We start from the raw sequence: 19,733 nt of genomic DNA, 5'->3' as shown, positions 1-19,733 counted from the left end.
GCCGGACGGCGGTTGCGTGGTCTGATATTCTCATTCTGCGCATCCTTTTCGCAGGGGGATGCAATGACGTTCCAAAACCACTAACTTTCGTCTGACAAACGAAGGAGTCGTCCATGTCGATCCGTATCAATGACATTGCCCCAGATTTCACCGCCGACTCAACCGCCGGCACGATCAATTTTCACGACTGGCTCGGCGACAGCTACGCCATCATCTTCAGCCACCCGCGCGATTTCACGCCGGTCTGCACCACCGAATTCGGCGCAGTGGCACAGCTGGCCGGGGAATTTGCCAAGCGCAAAACCAAGGTGATTGGGGTTTCGGTCGATTCGGTTGCGGATCACGGCAAATGGAAACGCGATATCGAGGCTTTCGCCGGTGCGCCTGCCGATTTCCCGATCATCGACGATACCAGCCTGACCGTGGCCAAAGCCTACGACATGCTGCCCGCCGAATTCTACCTGCCGACCGAAGGCCGCACACCGGCCAATACGGCGACTGTCCGCACGGTCTATATCGTCGGGCCGGATAAAAAGGTGCGGCTGACGATGACCTATCCGATGTCGGTCGGTCGCAACTTTTCTGAGATTCTGCGCGCACTTGATGCGGTGCAGGCCACCGATGGCGTGCCGGTCGCCACCCCGGCCAACTGGGTGCCTGGTCAGGATGTGATCGTGGCGCTGTCGCTGAATGACGAACAGGCCAAGGAAAAATTCGGCGAGCTGGATATAAAGCTGCCCTATCTGCGCTTTGCCAAACGGCCGGTCTGACCGTCCAGAAGGAACGAAGGCCCCGGGCATTTCCGGGGCCTTTTGCTACCTTGGGTAATCGTCGCCCCAGACCTGCGCCGATTCACGCCGCAGCGTTGCGCGTTCGGCGGCTGACAGGCGTGCAAGCGCTGCATCCGGGCATCCGGTTTCGCGCAGGGCACGCGACCACAGCTTCCGCAGGGAAACAGCGCTCCACGGCAAGGCGGCCTGCGCGGCCCAGATCCGCACCGGCGCGGGCAGGCCATCATGCGCGGCCATGGCATTGCCAGACCGCCACCGGGCGCGTGGCGAGGTCAGGTTGCGCATCATGCCGCCTGTTGCCGCCGCCAGTTCGGGAACGGATCACTCAGACCGGCCCACAGATGCGGCGCATACTCCGTGGCCTCGACCAGCGCCGCATCCAGTGCAGCGGTCAGCGCGGCCTGATCCAGCCCGGCACCGATGAACACAATCTCTTGCCGCCGGTCACCCCATGGCTCTTGCCAATGCCGTGCTACCTCGGCCAAAGCGTCCGGATGGGTCGGCCACCGCTCCCGCGGGACGGAAGCCCACCAGCCGCCCAAGGGCGCAACCGAAGACACTGCCCCGGCCAGCGAGAACTCGGCCACCCAGTTCGGGCGCGTGGCCAGCCAGAAGTGCCCCTTGGCCCGGATCACCCCCGGAAGATCACCGTTCAGCACCGCATGCACCTTTTCCGGATCAAACGGACGCCGGGCGCGGTAGACAAAAGAACTGATGCCATATTCCTCGGTCTCTGGCGTGTGGTGCGCGAAACCGTACAGCTCCTTGGCCCAAAGCGGATGCTCCTGCGCGCGGTCGAAATCGAACAACCCGGTGCCGAAGATCGCATCGGGGTCGACCCGGGACTGATCCGCCTCGATCAGCCGGGCATCGGGGTTCAGGGCGCGGATGATTTTGCGCGCGGCATCCACCCGTTCCGGACCTGCGTCACGGCATTTGTTCAGGATGACGACATTGGCGAATTCGATCTGGTCGGTCAGCAGGTTGACCAGCGTGCGCTCGTCCCCTTCACCCATCACCTCTCCCCGGTCGGCGAGGAAATCATGGCTGGAAAAATCGCGCAGCAGGTTGATGGCATCGACGACCGTGACCATCGTATCCAGCCGCGCCACGTCTGACAGGCTGTCGCCAGCCTCGTCCCGGAAATCAAAGGTGGCGGCCACCGGCAGCGGTTCGGCAATGCCGGTGGACTCGATCAGCAGATAGTCGAACCGACCCTCTGCCGCCAGCCGTCTCACCTCGATCAGCAGGTCATCGCGCAGGGTACAGCAGATGCAGCCATTGGTCATTTCTACCAGCTTTTCCTGCGTGCGCGACAGGTCCGCCCCGCCAGAGCTAAGGTCTGCGCGGATCAGGTCGGCGTCGATGTTCACCTCGCTCATGTCATTGACGATGACAGCAACGCGGCGACCCTGGCGGTTGTTCAGCACATGGTTCAGCAAAGTGGTCTTTCCGGCCCCCAGAAAGCCTGAAAGAACGGTGACGGGAAGACGATCGCGCATGGCTGCTCCTGTATGTAATAACATAACGTATCTAGCGGACATGACGCAGCGTCTCAAGCTAAAAGTCTTGAACAACGTTCATGCGTGAGGTAACCCGATTGAACGTTGTTCATGGAGCTTCAGATGCACACATTGGCCGATACCAGGCAACTTACGCTTGATGGAATTATCTCGCCCGATCAGGCCCGCATCATCGAGTCCCGCGCGCGGGAGGCGATGGTCGCCATGGGAATCAACACTCTGCTTGGTGCGGGGATTGTCGCGGCAACACTCGGCACCATCTTCTGGCTGGCCAGCGCAGCCGCCGTTGCCGTCTTCGGCTCTGTCCTGCTGGGCGCGGGCCTGTTGATCCTTGCGCGCAGCGGGCAGGTTTACCGCATGTTCGGCAATGCCGCCGCGCTGATCGGGGCGGGCATGCTGATCGGCGGCGCGGGGATAGAACTGGTAGACAAGTACTACGGCATTGCCCCGTGGATCATGCTGCCGGGCGGCGCTGTGGTGGCAGCCATTGCGGGCCGCGCGTTATTGACCGGCGGCCTGACCACGCGCTTTGTGCAGGGCGCGATCCTGCTGATGGGCATCGCACTGCATCTGGCGGGTCTGGGCCTGCTGATAGAGCAGTGGCAGGTCAGCGGTCCGCTGGTGGCGCTTGCCTATGGTTACAGCGCTGTCTTGCTGGCACTGGCGGGCTGGGCCACCGATGTCCGCCTTGTGACCGCGCTTGCCATCGTGCCCTTCGCGCAGATGCTGTCTACCAGCACCAGCTATTTCCACGCGGCATACGTTTTCATGTCGCCTGAAACCACCCTCAGCATTCTGCAGATGTCGGCCCTCGTGGCGGCGATGATCTGGCTGGGCAGCCGGGTGCAGGAACGGACCGGGCGGCATACCCGCATCCTTGCCACCATGGGCTTCATCGTCGCCAACCTGTGCGCCTTGGTCGGGTCGCTTTGGGGGGATGTGGTGGGGCAGACGATCTGGGGCCCGGCCTATGACTATTACAACGACACGAGCTATGAGCAGTACGAGGCGCTGCGTGAGGCGTATGAAGCCAAAACGCTGGTGATTTCGGCCAATGTCTATTCGGTGCTCTGGGCCATCGCTCTGATCGGCATCATCGCATGGGCGGCGCGCACCAACCGCCGCGCCCTGTTCAACGCGGGCGTCACCTTTGCGGCGCTCCATGCCTATACCCAGATGTTCGAAAGCTTTGCGGATGAGCCGCTGGCCTATGTCATCGGCGGTTTCGCCGCGATCCCGCTGGCCTGGGGGATGTGGCGGCTGAACCACTGGCTGGCCGCCCGCAACGCCTGAGCCAAAGCCGGTCCCGCAAGGGACCGGCCTTTTGAATCACGCCGCCGCGCGTTTGGAATACAGCACGACCTGCGCGCCGATCGGCACCATGTCATACAGCTGTTGAATATGATCATTGACCAGACGCACACAGCCGTTCGACACGGCTGTTCCGATGGTCCAAGGCTCTGGCGTGCCATGGATGCGCAGGAACGTATCGCCGCGCCGCTCGTCGAACAGATAGAGCGCCCGCGCGCCCAGCGGGTTGCCGGGCCCGCCCGGCATACCATCGGCATATTTCGCATAGGCCCCCGGATTGCGTTCGATCATGCTTTTTGTTGGCGTCCAGCTTGGCCATTCCTTTTTGGCCCCGATGGTGAACTGCCCCGACTCATACAGGTCGCCCCGCCCGATTCCCACGATAAACCGCAGCGCCCGGCGTGGCTCCAGCAGCCAGTACAGCGAAAACGTGTTCGGATCGACCAGCAGCGTGCCCGGCGCAAAGCTGTCCCGCAGCCGGACGATGACCGGATCATGCTCTGGGGGGACCACATAGGTACTGAGGCTGGGTTTGGTCTGCGCAATCGCCGGACTGGCCAGCAGCGCGGCCGAAGAGGTCAGAAACAGGCGGCGGGTCAGGTCGGGCGACATAAAGATCATTCCTCGTAAGTGTGCAGACAGGTTTGCCACAGATATGAGTCAAGGGAAGCCACTGTGACCCATCTCACGCGCATGTGTAGGCATGTCATCTTAATCTGCCGTCAAAACCCAAAAAGCCCCGGCACGTGCCGGGGCTTTTCGCATGTCGTGGCCGGGGCAATTATGCCTCGGACGACTCTTCTTTCTTTTCAGCGACTTCTTCGCCGGTCTCCTGATCGACCATCTTCATGCCAAGGCGCACCTTGCCACGGTCGTCAAAGCCCAGCAGTTTGACTTTGACCTCCTGGCCTTCTTTCAGGATCTCGTTCGGGTGGGTCAGACGCTTGTTGGCGATCTGGCTGACGTGGACCAGACCGTCGCGCTTGCCGAAGAAGTTCACAAACGCGCCGAAATCGACCAGTTTGACAACCTTGCCGGTGTAGATGCGGCCTTCTTCCGGCTCTGCCACGATCGAGTAGATCATGTCATAAGCGCGCTTGATGGCGGCTGCGTCGCTGGAGGCAATCTTGATGATGCCTTCGTCGTTGATATCGACCTTGGCGCCCGAAAGCTCCACGATCTCGCGGATGACCTTGCCGCCGGAACCGATCACTTCCCGGATCTTGTCGGTCGGGATCTGCATGGTTTCGATCTTCGGCGCGTACTGGCTGAACGCCTGTGCCTGCGTCAGCGCCTTGGCCATTTCGTCCAGAATGTGCATCCGGCCATCTTTCGCCTGCGCAAGCGCCTGCTCCATGATCGCAGGCGTGATGCCGGCAACCTTGATGTCCATCTGCAGGCTGGTAATGCCGTTGGCGGTGCCTGCCACTTTGAAATCCATGTCGCCGAGGTGATCCTCGTCGCCAAGAATATCGGTCAGCACGGCGTATTTGCCGTCATCTTCCAGGATCAGACCCATCGCCACACCGGCGACCGGAGCTTTCAGCGGCACGCCCGCATCCATCATCGACAGCGACCCGCCGCAAACAGTGGCCATCGAGGACGAGCCGTTCGACTCGGTGATCTCGGACACAAGGCGGATGGTGTAGGGGAAGTCGGTGGCCGCAGGCAGAACCGCCTGCAGCGCGCGCCATGCCAGTTTGCCGTGACCAATCTCACGACGGCCGGGTGGGCCGAAACGCCCCACTTCACCAACCGAATAGGGCGGGAAGTTGTAGTGCAGCAGGAAGTTCGAACGCGAGTTGCCGGTCAGCGCGTCGATCATCTGCTCATCTTCGCCGGTGCCCAATGTGGTCACCACCAGCCCTTGGGTTTCCCCACGGGTGAACAGCGCCGAGCCATGGGTCCGCGGCAGGATGCCGGTTTCCGACACGATCGGGCGCACGGTCTTGGTGTCGCGGCCATCAATACGCGCGCCACCGTTGATGATGTCACCGCGCAGGATGCTGCTTTCCAGCTTCTTGATCGCCGAGCCAAGGTTTTCGTTGCCAAGGTCAGCTTCCGACAGAGCGCCCTTGATCGCCGAAACGGCGGCCGAGATCGCGTTGGTGCGTTCCTGCTTGTCCTTGATGCCGAAAGCGGCGCGCATCTGCGCTTCGCCTGCGGTTTTCACCTTGGCATACAGGTCCGAGTAGTCGGCGGGCTGGAAATCGAACGGTTCTTTGGCGGCTTCTTCTGCGAAGTCGATGATCAGGTCGATCACCGGCTGCATCGCCTCGTGGCCGAACTTCACAGCGCCCAGCATTTCGGCTTCCGACAGCTCATAGGCTTCGGATTCCACCATCATCACGGCGTCTTTGGTGCCGGCGATGACCAGATCAAGCCGTTGGTCCGGGTTGTTGCGCAGGTTCTGCATGTCTTCGACATCGGGGTTCAGAACGTATTCGCCGTTCGAGAAGCCCACACGTGCAGCCCCGATCGGGCCCATGAACGGCACGCCGGAGATGGTCAGCGCGGCAGAGACGGCGACCATGGCAAGGATATCGGGTTCGTTGACCAGATCGTGGCTGAGCACGGTCACGATCACCAGCACTTCATGCTTGAAGCCATCGACGAACAGCGGGCGGATCGGACGGTCGATCAGACGCGAGGTCAGGGTTTCTTTTTCCGAAGGACGGGCTTCGCGTTTGAAAAAGCCGCCCGGAATTTTACCGGCGGCGTAGTAGCGTTCCTGATAGTGCACGGTCAGCGGGAAAAAGTCTTGTCCCGGCTTTGCCTGCTTGGCAAAGGTCACGTTGGCCATGACAGAGGTGTCGCCCATGGTGGCGATCACGGAACCGTCGGCCTGACGGGCAACCTTGCCGGATTCCAGTGTCAGGGTTTCTTGGCCCCACTGGATGGATTTACGAGTCACGTTGAACATCTATCGTTCCCTATATGGAAGCACCCACGGCCCCTGCCGTGTCTTCCCTTTGCATGGCGGCCCCATTGCCGCCGCCCCCCAATCCTTTGCATGCGGCCGGGGGCGGGCCTCACGTCGCAGATTCCGGGGCCTTACAGCAAAATCGGGGCTTTGGGAAGCGGGCTGTGAGAGGGGCGTGGCTTCCCCCTTCACTACAGGCTGTGGTATTCAACGATTTCAACGGGTTGAATTTATGATCTTCATAAGTTGTTAATATTTGACCCGGATCGCGCCCATCGCATCGGGCGCGGATCAGCCCGGCAAGGTGACGATGATCGCCCCCCGCCGGGTGGCAACCACCGTGTGTTCGTACTGAACCACCGGAGCAGGGGGTGTGCTGAACAGTGTCCAGTCATCCGCCATACCCGACGCCGCCCATGTTCCGCCGCGCGACAGGAACGGCTCTACCGTCAGCACCAGCCCGTCATGGATGCGCCGCCTGTCGCGTCTTGTCGGCCATGTCGGAATCTCTTCCGGCTCTTCGTGCAGCGCCCGGCCAACGCCATGGCTGGCCAGATTGCGGATCAGCGTATAGCCGCGCTGTGCTGCAAAGGCCCCGATGGCATTGCCGATGCCCGCGAGCGGTTTGTCGTGGCCGACCTGCGCGATGCCGATCTGCATCGCGTGCCGCCCATCCCGGCACAGCCGATCCACCAACGGGGAGACCGGGCCAATACCAAAACTCGCCCCGGTATCGGCAAAATAGCCGTCTTTGGAGGCCGACACGTCGATATTGACCAGATCGCCCGCACGCAGCACCCGGTCGCCCGGAATGCCATGGGCAATTTCTTCATTCACGCTGATGCAGGTAGCACCAGGAAAGTCATAGGTAGACTCGGGGGCCGAGACCGCACCCTCACGCTCCAGCTGCGCGCGGCCGAGCTGATCCAACTCGCGCGTGGTCATGCCGGGTTCCATCGCGCGCGCCATGCCTTGCAGGGTGTTGGCGACGATGCGGCCGATGTGGTGCAACCGGTCAAGATCGTCCTGTTGGGTGATGGTCATGATGATCCGCGCATAATGGTGTTGCCGCTATGTGGGCGAGGCAAGGGTCGCACACAAGGCAGAGTTTCACCATGCAGGCGACTTCAGCTCAGGTCTGACCCGTGCAGCCAGAGGGTCAGGACGAACACCGCCAGCCCCAGCCCGCCCAGCACAAAGGCCCGCCACGGCGCCCCGCCCTTTGTCGCCAGCCCGGCCACAAACGCCATCACGGTCCACAGCCCCGAGAGCAGGACCAGCAGCCATGCATAGATGAACGGCCCCAGATCATAGCCGCCGCCGCCGACCGAAGCGGCATCCGGCCCGCCATGCAGCAGCCAGAACAGGATCGCAACAGCCCCGGACAGAAGCGCAAACCAGATCATAAAGGCGGTTTGTGACATGGTGTCCTTTTGGCGGCGATGGGGCAAAGGCGACAGGGGCAGCGGAGCGGATACGGGGTCACGGTAAGGCTGCATGTCAGAGAGCGCAATAAAGCGGTTGACCGATCTGCAGGATCGGGCGACCAGTGGGCGCTGTTCAGGGCGCATGAGGAAGGCAGACGTATGAGCTTACCGACTGGCAGAAAGAACACGCGCAACGCAGTGGTGTTTTGCGTGGACGCTAAATATCTGCCCTATGCGTTGTTTCTTGCGCAGCAATTGCACCAGAAAGAGCCGTTGCGTGAGTATGATATCTGTATGGTGTCGGATGAGCCTTTGCGGATTCCTGACGCATTCGCAGATCTGAACCTGAAGGTTCCGTTGCCGCTGGAAAGCGCTGATTACGATGGGTTGAAGGTGACGCACCTGGCGCGGTCGACCTATCTGCGGATGTGGGTGCCGCATATTCTTGGGCTCGATTACGACCGGATCATCTATCTCGACAGCGACATCTTTGCAGATGCCGCAGGCCTGTCGCGGTTGTTCGGGCTGGATATGCAAGGCAAAGCCATTGCCGCGGTCAGGGACGTGCAGCAGTGGTACCGGCCCCGGCGCAATGTCAAGGAATTCGAACTGGCGGGGCGTCCGTTGCGGCCCTATTTCAACGGTGGTTTTTTGATGACAGACACCGCGCGCTATCGCGAAGACCTTGTACTGGAACGCGCTCTGGCCATTGGCGAGGCACATCCCGAGTGGATTTTGCATCACGATCAGTCTTTGCTGAACCTTGCACTGGACGGCGACTGGCTGGAGCTTTCGCCGGTCTGGAACTGGCAATGGCCGTGGAAATACCCGCTGTTTACCGATTGGGCTGGCCCGAGGCTGTTGCATTTCATCGGAGACAAGAAGCCATGGAACGATCCGCAGGGGTATTGCCCCCGGCGGTTTCAGATGGCCTATGCCGCGTTCTTCGAACAGAATTTTGCATCACCGCCCGTGGTGGCGGCGCAGACTGTATCAGTGCTTCATTCCAAATCCCGCATGTTGTGGCTGGCGCTGCGGTTCCTTGGCTTACGGGGGCGTCTGTTGCGATATCTTGAGCGGTTTCCAGACCCCTATCAGCCGGGGTGACGCTGCCTGCCGGATTGCGCGCATCTTGCAAGGGCGGTGATTTCAAAGGCGAGCCGGTTAAAAATGAAAAAGCCCCGCCAAACGGCAGGGCTTTTCCGGACTGTCAGGCGCAGATCAGGCCAGAGCGGATTTCGCCTGGGCCGCGATGGCGTTGAACGCCTCGGGCTCGTGCACGGCGAGGTCGGCCAGAACCTTGCGGTCCACTTCGATGCCGGCTTTCGACAGGCCGTTGATCAGGCGCGAATAGGTCATTTCCATATCGAACAGACGCACGGCGGCGTTGATCCGCTGAATCCACAGGGCGCGGAACTGGCGCTTGCGGACCTTGCGGTCACGGGTCGCATACTGCTGGGCCTTGTCGACGGCCTGCGTGGCGGTGCGGAAGTTGGTCGAGCGGGCGGCGTAGTAACCGGCGGCTTTCTTGATGACCTTGCGGTGACGTGCGTGGGTGACGACACCAGATTTAACGCGGGACATGGGTGTCTCTCCTCAGCGGTCGTAGGGCATGTACTTCTTGACGATCTTGGTGTCCGCAGCGGACAGCAACATCGTACCAGAAGCATCGCGAATGAACTTGGTCGTACGCTTGATCATGCCGTGGCGTTTGCCGGCAACGCCGGCTTTGGCCCGACCGGACGCGGTGAAGCTGAAGCGCTTCTTCGCAGCGGATTTGGTCTTCATCTTGGGCATTTCGATCTCCAATCGTCATATGCGCGACTCGGCATGCCTAAGTTGGCCGGCCCCGCAGGCTTTCCAGAACGGCTCCTATAGGGGGGAGGCGGTTTGGGTGCAAGGCAAAAGAGTCGTTTGGCCTTTGCGTGGTCAGTTCACAACGCGGGCGATGACGCGGAAGAAGATGTCGGGGATCTGGGCTAGCGCCACCCCGCCGGGTTTCTGGCTGAGCGCGATCACCACCAGTGTGCCGCCGATCAGCAGGATGATGGCAGCCGCCCGGGGCGGGCGGCTGTCAGCAAGCGCGGAAAACATCGAGGGGACGGACAGGGCCACAAGAACGGCCCCTATGACGAACATCAGATCAGAGTCCATCGCCACCCCCTGTAATCCTGTGACGGATTATTCAGGATCGGCTTTGTAAATCAACCGCTCATCACATGGGGCCACCCTCAGGATGTTGGTGGTGCCCTGCACGTTGAACGGCACACCAGCGGTCAGCACGATCTGATCGGTTTCCGAGGCAAAGCCGTGCTGGCGCGCGGCGCGGACGGCCGAGATGACGGCACCTTTGAAACGGTCCTGCTCTTCTGTCATCACGCAATGGGTGCCCCAGGTGAGGCACAACCGGCGCGCAGTGTTGACGAGCGGGGTCAGCGCGATGATCGGAACGCGCGGGCGTTCGCGGGCAACAAGGCTGACCGTGGTGCCGGTCTGCGAAAACACGGCGATGGCCTTGATATCGGCCGATTCCGCGATTTCGCGCGCGGCAGAGACGATGCCATCGGCCACGCTGGAGCGGACCACGCTGCGGCTGGATTCGATGATCTGGCGATAGGTCGGATCGCTTTCGACCGAGATCGCCACGTTGTTCATGGTGGTCACCGCCTCGATCGGGAATTTCCCGGCAGCGGATTCAGCAGACAGCATCACCGCATCGGCACCTTCATAGATGGCGGTTGCGACGTCTGACACCTCTGCCCGCGTGGGCATCGGCGATTCGATCATCGATTCCAGCATCTGGGTGGCGACGATCACCGGCTTGGCGGCGGCGCGGGCCTTGCGGACCAGACGTTTCTGGATCGGCGGCACAGAATAGACCGGCAGCTCAACCCCAAGGTCGCCACGGGCGACCATGATGCCGTCTGACACGGCAAGAATCGCATCATAGGCTTTGACAGCGGCGGGCTTTTCGATTTTCGACAGGATGGCGGCACGGCCACGGGCCAGCGCCTTGGCCTCGATCACGTCTTCGGGGCGTTGCACGAAGGACAGGGCCAGCCAGTCGACCCCCAGCTCGCAGGCGAATTCCAGATCCTTGAGATCTTTTTCCGACAGGGCCGCCAGCGGCAGCACCACATCGGGGACGTTCACGCCCTTGCGGTTGGAAATCGCGCCGCCGACGGTGACGGTGCAATTGGCGTAATCCTTGCCGCAATCGTCAACGATCAGGCGGATCTTGCCGTCATTGACCAGCAGCGAAGATCCGGGTTCGAGGGCCGCAAAAATCTCGGGGTGGGGCAGCTGCACGCGGGTGGCGTCGCCAGGCGTGGCATCCAGATCGAGGCGGAACTTGTCGCCATCGGCCAGATCATACGACTCCGCCGCGAATGTTCCGACACGCAGTTTGGGACCCTGAAGATCGGCCAGAATGGCGATGGGACGCCCGGTGTCAGCTTCGACCTGCCGGATGATGGCGTGGCGCGCGCGGATATCGTCATGCGTGCCATGGCTCATGTTCAGGCGGAAGACATCTGCCCCCGCCTCGAACAAGGCGCGGATCATTTCATAATCATTGGATGCGGGGCCCAGAGTGGCCACGATCTTAACATTCCGAAGGCGTCTCATGCCTTGTTCCTTCTTCGGTTATCACTTCGTGGTGGGCCACGGGTGGGAATAAAGCAATCAGACCTGCGGGGCAACTGGCGCTTTCGGTCCAAAGGACTTAAACGGTTAAAAGCACGGCGGGGTAAAGAAAGCATGACAGAATTTCGCCCGGAAATCAGGCATGAAGCTTTTGAAGTTCTTGGCGCAGGCCGGTTGGGCCCCTGGCTGGTGACCTGTGATCACGCCACCAACCGGGTGCCGGAGTGGCTGGGCGGCACGCTTGGCATCGCGCCGGAGGATATGGCGCGGCACATCGCCTATGATGTGGGCGCGCGGGGTCTGGCGATTGCGCTGGGTGCCGCGCTGGACAGCCCGGTGATCTGTTCCGATTTCAGCCGGTTGGTGATCGACCCGAACCGGGGCGAAGACGACCCGACGCTGGTGATGAAGCTGTATGACGGCACCATCATTCCGGCCAACCGGCATGTTGGCCCGGCGGAAGTGGAGGAACGGTTGCAGCGGCTGTACCGGCCCTATCACGCGGCCTTTGCGCAGATTGCCGAAGGCCGGGCGATTCTGGCGATCCATTCCTTTACCCCCTGCCTCAAGGGCCGCCCGCCCCGGCCCTGGCACATCGGCGTGCTGCACAGCCCCGAGGATGAGCGGCTGTCGCGCGCGGTGATCAGCGAATTGCAGACCGTGCCCGACTGGTGCGTTGGCGATAACGAGCCCTACTCCGGCCATCTGCCCGGCGATGCGATTGACCGCCATGCCCTGCAGCCGGGGCGGCACAACACGTTGATCGAAGTGCGCAATGATCTGATCGGGACCGAGTCGCAGCAGCAGGACTGGGCACGGCGACTGGCCCCGGTTCTGACGGCGGCGCTGGGGGCGGTTGCGGGCTGAACGCGGGACATTGTGGCGTGAAACGCGATAATCTGTAACAGAAAACGGGCATTGTTTTATCGCACGCCTCGCGGGGAAAGGCTTTTTTTGCTCAAGGATTGAAGCGGCTTGACGGACGCAATTTTCAGCCCATAGCTCAGCTGGGTATTTACAGGCGCAGGCCGGCTGACAGTGGAGTAAACCGTGGAACTTTTGCTTTTCCTTCCCCTTTTGCTGGCAGGCGGTCTGGTTTTCGGCGGAAGCAGCGGCAGCGATGACGATGACGCCCCGGCCGATGAGGAAAAAGAGCTTCTGAACGGAACCTCTGACCCGGATATCCTGCTGGGTGGCAACGGGCCCGATCTGATCAATGGTCTGGAAGGCAACGACATTATTTTCGGCGGGTCTGGGGCTGATCGGCTGAATGGTGGCCCGGGGGATGATATTCTTTTGGGCGGTGCCGGCAATGACGTGCTGGCAGGCGGTACGGGCCGTGACCTTCTGATCGGCGGGGGCGGGAATGACGTGCTGTTCGGAGGGTTTGGCGCTGATGTGCTGATCGGGTCCAGCGGGTCAAACACCCTATACGGCGGAGAGGGCAACGATACGCTGATCGGGGTGGAGTATGACCTGATTGCAGACGAGCTTCCAGAGCTTGCGGATGAGATCAGGGAGATCGTTGCCGACACATTCGGCGAAGACGCGGCGGATCAGATTTCGTCGCGGATCACCAATGGCGTGGTCTCGGGCAATGCAGCAGCGCGCGGCCCTGATCTTCTGGAAGGCGGCGCGGGGGATGATCTGCTGTTCGGCGATGATGGCGACACCCTGACCGGCGGCGCAGGCGTTGACGAGTTTGTCGTTGTCTACCGCAGCGGCGAGAATGCGACCATCATCACCGATTTCGACCATCAGACCGAAGCCCTGTCGCTGGTGCTGGATGACCCGGACGCTGCCAGCCTTCTGCTCCGGGCGGACGGGCTGACAGATTCGGTGCTGTTGGTGAATGGCCAGATTGCGGTGCGGCTGATTGGTCAGACCGTGGCAGAGCTGTCGGCAGACCCGTCATCATGGCTGTTTCTGGAACCGGCCTGACGCCGGGTTGCCGCCCCTGCCCCGATAGGACATGCTGTCAGGGCAGGAGGATGATATGACCCAGGATGACCAGACCCGAACCGAGCTGGAGGCCGCAGCCTTTCGTGCGCTGATGCATCATTTGCTGGAAAAGCGGCCCGATGTGCAGAACATTGATCTGATGAACATGGCCGGGTTCTGCCGCAACTGCCTGAGCCGCTGGTATCAGGAAGCGGCCAATGCCCGGGGGATCGAGATGGATAAGGCCGCCGCGCGCGAGATTGTCTATGGCATGCCCTATGACCAATGGGTCGCCGCGCATCAGGCCCCGGCGGATGCCGACAAGCAGGCGGCGTTTGCCGAGGCTTTTGCGAAGAATGTCGGCAAGGCGGATTGAAAGCTGGCCTTTTGAGGCCAGCCTTTCGATCAGATCGCGGCTTTGCGCATTTCGTCCAGATACAGCTCACGCAGGCGCTGGGCGACCGGGCCGGGTTTGCCGTTGCCGACCGCTTTGCCGTCGATTTCCACCACCGGCATGACGAAGATGCTGGCAGCGGTAGAGAACGCCTCATCCGCGTTTTGCGCCTCTTCAATGGTGAAGGGGCGTTCTTCGACCTCAAACTGCGCTTCAGCCGCGAAGCGCAGAACGGCGACGCGGGTGATGCCGTGCAGGATGTCGGTCGACAGCTGGCGGGTGATGATGCGGTTGCCTTTGACGATATAGGCGTTGTTCGAGGTGCCTTCAGTCACGGCACCGTCCTCGACAAACCAGCTGTCATCGACCCCGGCCTTTTTAGCGGCCATCTTGCCCATTGAGGGGTACAGCAGTTGCACGGTTTTGATATCGCGACGGTCCCAGCGCAGATCGGGGATCGAGATCACGCGAAAGCCGGTCTTGGCGGCGGGGGCATCGGCGAGGTTGGGGATATCTTGCGTAAATGCCACGATGGTCGGCGGCAGATCGGCGGGCGGGAACACAAAGCTGCGGTCGCCGGGGTTGCCGCGCGTGACCTGCAGATAGATCATGCCCTGGTCGATGTGGTTCAGCTTCACCAGTTCACGGTGCATGGCGATCAGCTCTTCATCCGAGCACGGCGCTGCCATGTCGAGTTCGGACAGGCTGCGGTGCAGGCGTTTGATATGGCCGTCAAAGTCGATCAGCTTGCCGTCGAGGACGGATGTCACCTCATACACCCCATCTGCCATCAGAAAGCCCCGGTCAAAAATCGACACGGTGGCTTCGTGCTCGGGCAGATACTGGCCGTTGACATAGACGGTGCGGGTCATGGTGCTATCCCCATAGGGCCGGATGCGGCGGGTGGATGCCGTGTTCGTCGAACAACAGCAGGTTGTCGCGGTCTTGGGCCAGCAGAAGCGGCCCGTCAAGGGCTGAGAAGGCAAGCGGCGATGACCGGGCGCGGGAAGGTATCAGCGGTGACGGTGATCATTCAGAAAAGTGGAAAGGTTGGGATCAGGCCGTAGTCTTTGACCATTTCAGACGCTTCTGCCAGCGGAATCAGCGCCAGAAACACCAGTGCATCCTGCAGATTGACCCGGAGGGTGCGGACGTTGAAGGTGACTTCGCCTTCGGTGCGGAACAGTGATGGTTTCGGAATGATCCGGGGCACGCGGGCGGCATAGGCATCATAGGTCGGGCCAAATTCGGCGCGCAGAAACGCCTCTTCCTTTGAGGCGGTGATGGACAGAATGGTGAAGAACAGGGCCGTCATGATCAGAGTCAGGACGACCGAACCGAGCATCAGGCCAAAACCTGCGACACCGATGGTGGAGAACAGATACAGCGGGTGCCGCATCATTGAATAGGGGCCATCCTGCATCACCATCGCGTTCTTGCGGGCTCCGATGTAGAGCACCGACCAGAACCGGCCCAGCACTGCCACGATGATCAGCGCGATGCCCGTGACTTCCATCACCTCGAAGACCCAGTGCTGATCCATCCACACGGATTTCGAGAAGATGATCAGCGGCAGGGCCACCAGAAAGGCGGCCCGCAGAGCGGCGATGCGCAGTTTCTGGTTGACCGGCGCGTGGAGGGCAGTGGCGGTGGACATGGCGTGCATTCCTGTTGCTTGGCTGGCGCGACATGGCTCCCGCCGCTGTGGTGCTGTCAAGTGAGGCATTTTGCCGTCGGACAAACAGCGCCCATTGCTGCATCTGCAAACGGGGGATTGCACGCGATCACGCAATAATCTATCGCTGCGGTGCAGAGTCGTGAAATTAACTTGCCCGAGGCCCCGATGAGCTTTCGTATCCAACCCACACCGCCCGCCCGTCCGAACCGCTGCCAGCTGTTCGGTCCCGGCTCGCGCCCGGCCCTGTTTGAAAAGATGGCGGCCTCGGCGGCGGATGTGATCAATCTGGATCTGGAAGACTCGGTCGCGCCGGGTGACAAGGATGCCGCGCGCGCCAATATCATTGCGGCGATCAACACGGTGGACTGGGGGACCAAAACCCTGTCGGTGCGGATCAATGGTCTGGATACGCCGTTCTGGTACCGCGATGTGGTCGATCTGCTGGAGCAGGCAGGCGACCGGCTGGACCAGATCATGATTCCCAAGGTCGGCTGCGCGGCGGATGTCTATGCGGTGGACGCGCTGGTAACGGCAGTGGAGCGCGCCAAGGGGCGCACAAAGCCGATCAGTTTCGAGGTGATCATCGAATCTGCCGCCGGAATCGCGCATGTTGAAGAGATTGCCGCCAGCAGCCCGCGCTTGCAGGCTATGAGCCTGGGGGCTGCGGATTTTGCGGCCAGCATGGGGATGCAGACCACCGGGATCGGCGGGACGCAGGAGAATTATTACATGTTGCGTGACGGGGTGAAGCACTGGTCTGACCCGTGGCACTGGGCGCAGGTGGCGATCGTGGCGGCCTGCCGCACGCATGGCATCCTGCCGGTGGACGGGCCGTTCGGCGATTTCTCCGATGACGAAGGCTTCCGCGCGCAGGCGTGGCGGTCGGCCACGCTGGGCATGGTCGGCAAATGGGCGATCCACCCCAAGCAGGTGGCGCTGGCCAATGAGGTGTTCACCCCGTCCGAGGCAGCAGTGACCGAGGCACGCGAGATTCTGGCCGCCATGGAGGCGGCAAAGGCGCGCGGCGAAGGTGCCACGGTGTACAAAGGCCGTCTGGTCGACATTGCCAGCATCAAACAGGCCGAGGTTGTGGTGCGTCAGGCAGAAATGATTGTCCTGTGACGCAGCGTTATATGGGAATCGTTGACAAGTTGACACAGTCTGGTCAATGGTCTGAAATCAGCGCCTGAAATACTGGCAGTCTGAAAAGAATACCCGCGCTGCGCACCAGGGGAGAGGAGGCCCCCGCGCAGCATCAAGGGGAGGATGCACGCCCCGAACCAGCGGTTCGGGGCGCTGCTGTTTGTGGGGGGTGTCCCCCATGCCCTGTGCGGATTGATGGCGGTGTTCGGGGGCCACAGTTGCATTGCCGGGCGGGCAGAGGCATATAGTGCCCTGTCCTTCACGGAGAGCCCGATGAATTACCTTGAGTTCGAAAAACCCCTCGCCGAAATCGAAGGCAAAGCCGAAGAGTTGCGGGCGATGGGGCGGGGCAATCCTGAAATGGATATCGCCCGGGAAGCCGAAGCGCTGGACAAGAAGGCCGAGGCGATGCTGCGCGATCTGTACAAGGATCTGACGCCCTGGCGCAAATGTCTGGTCGCGCGCCACCCTGAACGCCCGCATTGCAAAGATTACATCGAGGCGCTGTTCAGCGAATATACCCCGCTGGCCGGCGACCGGAATTTTGCCGATGACCACGCGGTGATGGGCGGCCTTGCCCGGTTCAACGATCAGCCGGTGATGCTGATCGGCCATGAAAAGGGCAATGACACCAAATCGCGGATTGCACGCAACTTCGGCATGGCGCGGCCCGAGGGCTATCGCAAGGCGATCCGGCTGATGGAGATGGCGGATCGCTTCCGGCTGCCGGTGATCACGCTGGTCGATACGCCCGGCGCCTACCCCGGCAAAGGCGCGGAAGAGCGTGGGCAGGCCGAGGCGATTGCGCGCAGCACCCAGAAATGTCTGGAAATCGGCGTGCCGCTGATTTCGGTCGTGATCGGCGAAGGCGGCTCGGGCGGGGCGGTGGCCTTTGCCACTGCGAACCGGGTCGCGATGCTGGAGCACAGCGTTTATTCGGTGATCTCGCCCGAGGGCTGCGCCAGCATCCTGTGGAAAGATGCCGAAAAGATGCGCGAGGCCGCCGAGGCCCTGCGGCTGACGGCGCAGGATCTGCAGAAGCTGGGCGTGATTGACCGGATCATCAACGAACCGATGGGCGGCGCGCAGCGCGGTCCGCGCGAGACCATCGAGGCGGTGGGCAAGGGCATTGAGGCGATGCTGAAAGAGCTGTCAGGCAAGAAGCCCGAGGCGTTGATCAAGGACCGGCGGTCAAAGTTCATCGAGATGGGAACGAAAGGGCTTGCAGCGTGAGCCCATGGATTCTGGTTCTGCTGGCAGGTCTGCTGGAAACCGGCTGGGCGATCGGGCTGAAGTATTCTGACGGCTTTACGCGGCCGGTTCCCACGGGTCTGACCATCATCGGCGCTTTGGCCAGCTTCTGGCTGTTGTCGCTGGCGATGAAAGATCTGCCGGTGGGGACGGCCTATGCTGTCTGGGTCGGGATCGGCACATTGGGGACCGCGATTCTGGCGGTCATCCTGTTCGGTGAGCCGGTCAATACGGTGCGGGTTCTGGGGATCTTGCTGATCCTTGGCGGCATCGTTGCGCTGAAGCTGGCCTGACCGGGCTGCCGCTACCACATGGTCTTGGCGGCGCGGATCGGCCATGCGGTGTCATAGGCAGTGCCGTCGATGCCACCATCGGTGATTTCGCGCAGCATGTCGCCCACGCTGGGCAGGCCCGCCGACTGGTCGCCTGATGACCACAACGCGGCGCGGATCAGGGCGCGGGCGCATTGGGAATAGACCTCGGCGATGCCGATCACGATCACGCTGCGGGGCTGTTTGCCGTCGCGGTCGAACCGCGCGCAAAGCGCTGGGTCGGCGGTGACGATGGCGGTACCGTTGACGCGCAGGGCGTTGACGCTGCCCGCCACCAGAAACATCAGGCTGACGCGGCCATCGCGCACAATGTTGCGCAGGCTGTCGATGCGTTCATTGCCGCGCCAGTCGGGCAGGGCAAGGGTGCGGTCATCCCGCACCATCACGACCGGGCCGTCATCGCCGCGTGGGCTGCCATCGGTGCCCTCTGGCCCGACGGTGGTGAGGACGCAAAAGCGTGACCGTTCAATCCATGTACGGTAGGCCGGGGTCAAAACCGGCGTGACCTTGCGCAGTGCAGCCTCGCCAGCGGTGCCGTATAGCGCGTGCAGGCTGTCAAGATCGGTGATCGGGATCATGGCTGTCCTTGTCAATGGCCCGGACGTTGTGGCCTGGGGCAAGCCGAGTGATGGCCGGGTCATTCCGCCGGGTCAAGTGAGACCTTCTGCACCAGCGGGTTTTCCTGCAGGGTTGCGGACAGGGCATCCAGATCAAGGCCGCGCACGGGCTGGTTTACCGTGGTGGTGAGGGTTACCTCGTCGCTGGTGCGGCTCAGGGCAACATGGCCGGCTGTCAGACGATGGGCCGCAAGCTGCCGTGTCAGATCGGCACAGCGGAAACCGGGCTTGGCGGTGACGCTGATGCGCAGCCCGATGTGGACCGGCAGCACGATCTGCATCACCCGCAGCGCCACCAGCACCGCCAGAACGATCAGCGTACCGATGATAGCCAGTTCCAGCATCCCCGCCCCATAGACGATGCCCAGCGATGCCGTGACCCAGAGCGAGGCAGCCGTGGTCAGGCCCTGCACCGACAGCCCTTCGCGGAATATCACCCCGGCGCAGAGAAAACCGATGCCGGTCAGAATGGCATGCGGCATGCGGGACATGTCGCTGACGATCTGGGTGTCTGACATCAGCGCGGTGTCCCAAGATGCCTGATGGGCCGCGATCAGCATCATCAGTGCGGACCCGAAGCAGACCAGCGTATGCGTGCGCAGACCGGCGGGCTTGCCATGCACCTCGCGCTCGCCGCCGATCAGTGCGCCGGTGATCAGACTGCCGATCAGCGGCAGCATGAGCGGGGCGGAGAGGAGGATGGTCAAAAAACTGTCAAATGTCATCTGGCAGAACCCCGGATGGCCCATCCGGTTCC

Annotated in this window: 23 protein-coding genes; 9 read left to right on the top strand and 14 right to left on the bottom strand. The window is 61.9% G+C overall.

Annotation, left to right across the window (positions count from 1 at the left end; translation table 11 throughout):
* Positions 1–113: 113 nt before the first annotated feature.
* A complete protein-coding gene (locus tag Q7J44_RS10560) occupies positions 114–770 on the top strand; it encodes a peroxiredoxin (RefSeq protein WP_304879642.1) in 657 nt (218 codons plus the stop codon).
* 45 nt (positions 771–815) lie between these two features.
* Here Q7J44_RS10560 and Q7J44_RS10555 read toward each other — a convergent pair whose 3' ends face one another.
* Both Q7J44_RS10555 and Q7J44_RS10550 read right to left on the bottom strand, forming a co-directional pair.
* Positions 816–1,076 (bottom strand): DUF6525 family protein, encoded by a 261-nt coding sequence (locus Q7J44_RS10555; RefSeq protein ID WP_304879639.1) that lies wholly within the window; start codon positions 1,074–1,076, stop codon positions 816–818.
* Positions 1,076–2,293 carry a GTP-binding protein gene (locus Q7J44_RS10550; RefSeq protein WP_304879636.1) on the bottom strand — a complete coding sequence of 406 codons (1,218 nt, stop codon included), beginning with the start codon at positions 2,291–2,293 and terminating at the stop codon, positions 1,076–1,078. Before Q7J44_RS10550 ends, Q7J44_RS10555 begins: the two co-directional genes overlap by 1 nt.
* 123 nt (positions 2,294–2,416) lie before the next feature.
* Between Q7J44_RS10550 and Q7J44_RS10545 the strand changes: the two genes are divergently transcribed.
* Entirely contained in the window at positions 2,417–3,607 is a 1,191-nt protein-coding gene (locus Q7J44_RS10545; protein ID WP_304879634.1) for a hypothetical protein, read from the top strand.
* 36 nt (positions 3,608–3,643) lie between these two features.
* On the opposite strand, the gene Q7J44_RS10540 is transcribed toward Q7J44_RS10545, so the two are convergent.
* The 4 genes from Q7J44_RS10540 to Q7J44_RS10525 form a co-directional block, all read right to left on the bottom strand.
* Positions 3,644–4,237 (bottom strand): L,D-transpeptidase, encoded by a 594-nt coding sequence (locus Q7J44_RS10540; RefSeq protein ID WP_304879631.1) that lies wholly within the window; start codon positions 4,235–4,237, stop codon positions 3,644–3,646.
* Between the two features lie 169 nt (positions 4,238–4,406).
* Entirely contained in the window at positions 4,407–6,548 is a 2,142-nt protein-coding gene (gene pnp / locus Q7J44_RS10535) for a polyribonucleotide nucleotidyltransferase (protein ID WP_304879628.1), read from the bottom strand.
* A 291-nt stretch (positions 6,549–6,839) separates the two neighbouring features.
* Positions 6,840–7,592 (bottom strand): type I methionyl aminopeptidase, encoded by a 753-nt coding sequence (gene map, locus Q7J44_RS10530; protein ID WP_304879625.1) that lies wholly within the window; start codon positions 7,590–7,592, stop codon positions 6,840–6,842.
* Positions 7,593–7,675: 83 nt separating this feature from the next.
* A complete protein-coding gene (locus Q7J44_RS10525; protein ID WP_304879622.1) occupies positions 7,676–7,972 on the bottom strand; it encodes a hypothetical protein in 297 nt (98 codons plus the stop codon).
* A 162-nt stretch (positions 7,973–8,134) separates the two neighbouring features.
* Between Q7J44_RS10525 and Q7J44_RS10520 the strand changes: the two genes are divergently transcribed.
* The gene (locus tag Q7J44_RS10520; protein ID WP_304879620.1) at positions 8,135–9,082 is read left to right on the top strand and encodes a glycosyltransferase family 8 protein; all 948 of its coding nucleotides are present in this window, start codon (positions 8,135–8,137) and stop codon (positions 9,080–9,082) included.
* A 114-nt stretch (positions 9,083–9,196) separates the two neighbouring features.
* Here the strand turns inward: Q7J44_RS10520 and rplT are convergent, their stop codons facing one another.
* From rplT to pyk, 4 genes are all read right to left on the bottom strand, one after another.
* A complete protein-coding gene (gene rplT / locus Q7J44_RS10515; RefSeq protein ID WP_304879617.1) occupies positions 9,197–9,559 on the bottom strand; it encodes a 50S ribosomal protein L20 in 363 nt (120 codons plus the stop codon).
* Between the two features lie 12 nt (positions 9,560–9,571).
* Positions 9,572–9,772, bottom strand: coding sequence for a 50S ribosomal protein L35 (gene rpmI, locus Q7J44_RS10510; RefSeq protein ID WP_300855159.1), 201 nt, complete (start codon positions 9,770–9,772; stop codon positions 9,572–9,574).
* 132 nt (positions 9,773–9,904) lie between these two features.
* Positions 9,905–10,129 (bottom strand): hypothetical protein, encoded by a 225-nt coding sequence (locus Q7J44_RS10505; RefSeq protein ID WP_304879616.1) that lies wholly within the window; start codon positions 10,127–10,129, stop codon positions 9,905–9,907.
* A gap of 27 nt (positions 10,130–10,156) precedes the next feature.
* Positions 10,157–11,602 (bottom strand): pyruvate kinase, encoded by a 1,446-nt coding sequence (gene pyk / locus Q7J44_RS10500; protein WP_304879613.1) that lies wholly within the window; start codon positions 11,600–11,602, stop codon positions 10,157–10,159.
* A 132-nt stretch (positions 11,603–11,734) separates the two neighbouring features.
* Between pyk and Q7J44_RS10495 the strand changes: the two genes are divergently transcribed.
* From Q7J44_RS10495 to Q7J44_RS10485, 3 genes are all read left to right on the top strand, one after another.
* On the top strand, positions 11,735–12,487 hold the full coding sequence (locus Q7J44_RS10495; RefSeq protein ID WP_304879611.1) for an N-formylglutamate amidohydrolase: 753 nt from the start codon (positions 11,735–11,737) through the stop codon (positions 12,485–12,487).
* A 183-nt stretch (positions 12,488–12,670) separates the two neighbouring features.
* Positions 12,671–13,561, top strand: coding sequence for a calcium-binding protein (locus Q7J44_RS10490; protein WP_304879608.1), 891 nt, complete (start codon positions 12,671–12,673; stop codon positions 13,559–13,561).
* Between the two features lie 55 nt (positions 13,562–13,616).
* A complete protein-coding gene (locus Q7J44_RS10485) occupies positions 13,617–13,937 on the top strand; it encodes a DUF1244 domain-containing protein (RefSeq protein ID WP_304879604.1) in 321 nt (106 codons plus the stop codon).
* Between the two features lie 29 nt (positions 13,938–13,966).
* Here Q7J44_RS10485 and Q7J44_RS10480 read toward each other — a convergent pair whose 3' ends face one another.
* Both Q7J44_RS10480 and Q7J44_RS10475 read right to left on the bottom strand, forming a co-directional pair.
* Complete coding sequence (locus tag Q7J44_RS10480; RefSeq protein ID WP_304879601.1) at positions 13,967–14,827, bottom strand: D-amino-acid transaminase; 861 nt, start codon at positions 14,825–14,827, stop codon at positions 13,967–13,969.
* Between the two features lie 161 nt (positions 14,828–14,988).
* A complete protein-coding gene (locus Q7J44_RS10475; protein WP_304879599.1) occupies positions 14,989–15,612 on the bottom strand; it encodes an isoprenylcysteine carboxylmethyltransferase family protein in 624 nt (207 codons plus the stop codon).
* Positions 15,613–15,798: 186 nt separating this feature from the next.
* On the opposite strand from Q7J44_RS10475, the gene Q7J44_RS10470 reads away from it, so the two are divergent.
* The 3 genes from Q7J44_RS10470 to Q7J44_RS10460 all read left to right on the top strand — a co-directional run bounded on the left by Q7J44_RS10470 (position 15,799) and on the right by Q7J44_RS10460 (position 18,320).
* Positions 15,799–16,755: an L-malyl-CoA/beta-methylmalyl-CoA lyase gene (locus tag Q7J44_RS10470; protein ID WP_304879596.1), complete on the top strand. Its 957-nt coding sequence runs from the start codon at positions 15,799–15,801 to the stop codon at positions 16,753–16,755.
* A gap of 294 nt (positions 16,756–17,049) precedes the next feature.
* Positions 17,050–18,009: an acetyl-CoA carboxylase carboxyltransferase subunit alpha gene (locus Q7J44_RS10465; protein WP_304879594.1), complete on the top strand. Its 960-nt coding sequence runs from the start codon at positions 17,050–17,052 to the stop codon at positions 18,007–18,009.
* Complete coding sequence (locus Q7J44_RS10460) at positions 18,006–18,320, top strand: multidrug efflux SMR transporter (protein WP_304879593.1); 315 nt, start codon at positions 18,006–18,008, stop codon at positions 18,318–18,320. The genes Q7J44_RS10465 and Q7J44_RS10460 overlap by 4 nt, the downstream gene beginning before the upstream one ends.
* A gap of 11 nt (positions 18,321–18,331) precedes the next feature.
* On the opposite strand, the gene Q7J44_RS10455 is transcribed toward Q7J44_RS10460, so the two are convergent.
* Both Q7J44_RS10455 and Q7J44_RS10450 read right to left on the bottom strand, forming a co-directional pair.
* Complete coding sequence (locus tag Q7J44_RS10455) at positions 18,332–18,937, bottom strand: pyridoxamine 5'-phosphate oxidase family protein (protein ID WP_304879591.1); 606 nt, start codon at positions 18,935–18,937, stop codon at positions 18,332–18,334.
* Positions 18,938–18,996: 59 nt separating this feature from the next.
* Positions 18,997–19,701 (bottom strand): MgtC/SapB family protein, encoded by a 705-nt coding sequence (locus tag Q7J44_RS10450; protein ID WP_304879589.1) that lies wholly within the window; start codon positions 19,699–19,701, stop codon positions 18,997–18,999.
* Positions 19,702–19,733: the final 32 nt, after the last annotated feature.

The sequence above is a fragment of the Pseudotabrizicola sp. genome (assembly GCF_030656345.1).
Classification (GTDB): Bacteria; Pseudomonadota; Alphaproteobacteria; order Rhodobacterales; family Rhodobacteraceae; genus Pseudotabrizicola.
The sequence above is the reverse complement of the archived record's forward strand: the minus strand, read 5'-3'. Positions and strand labels throughout refer to the sequence as shown.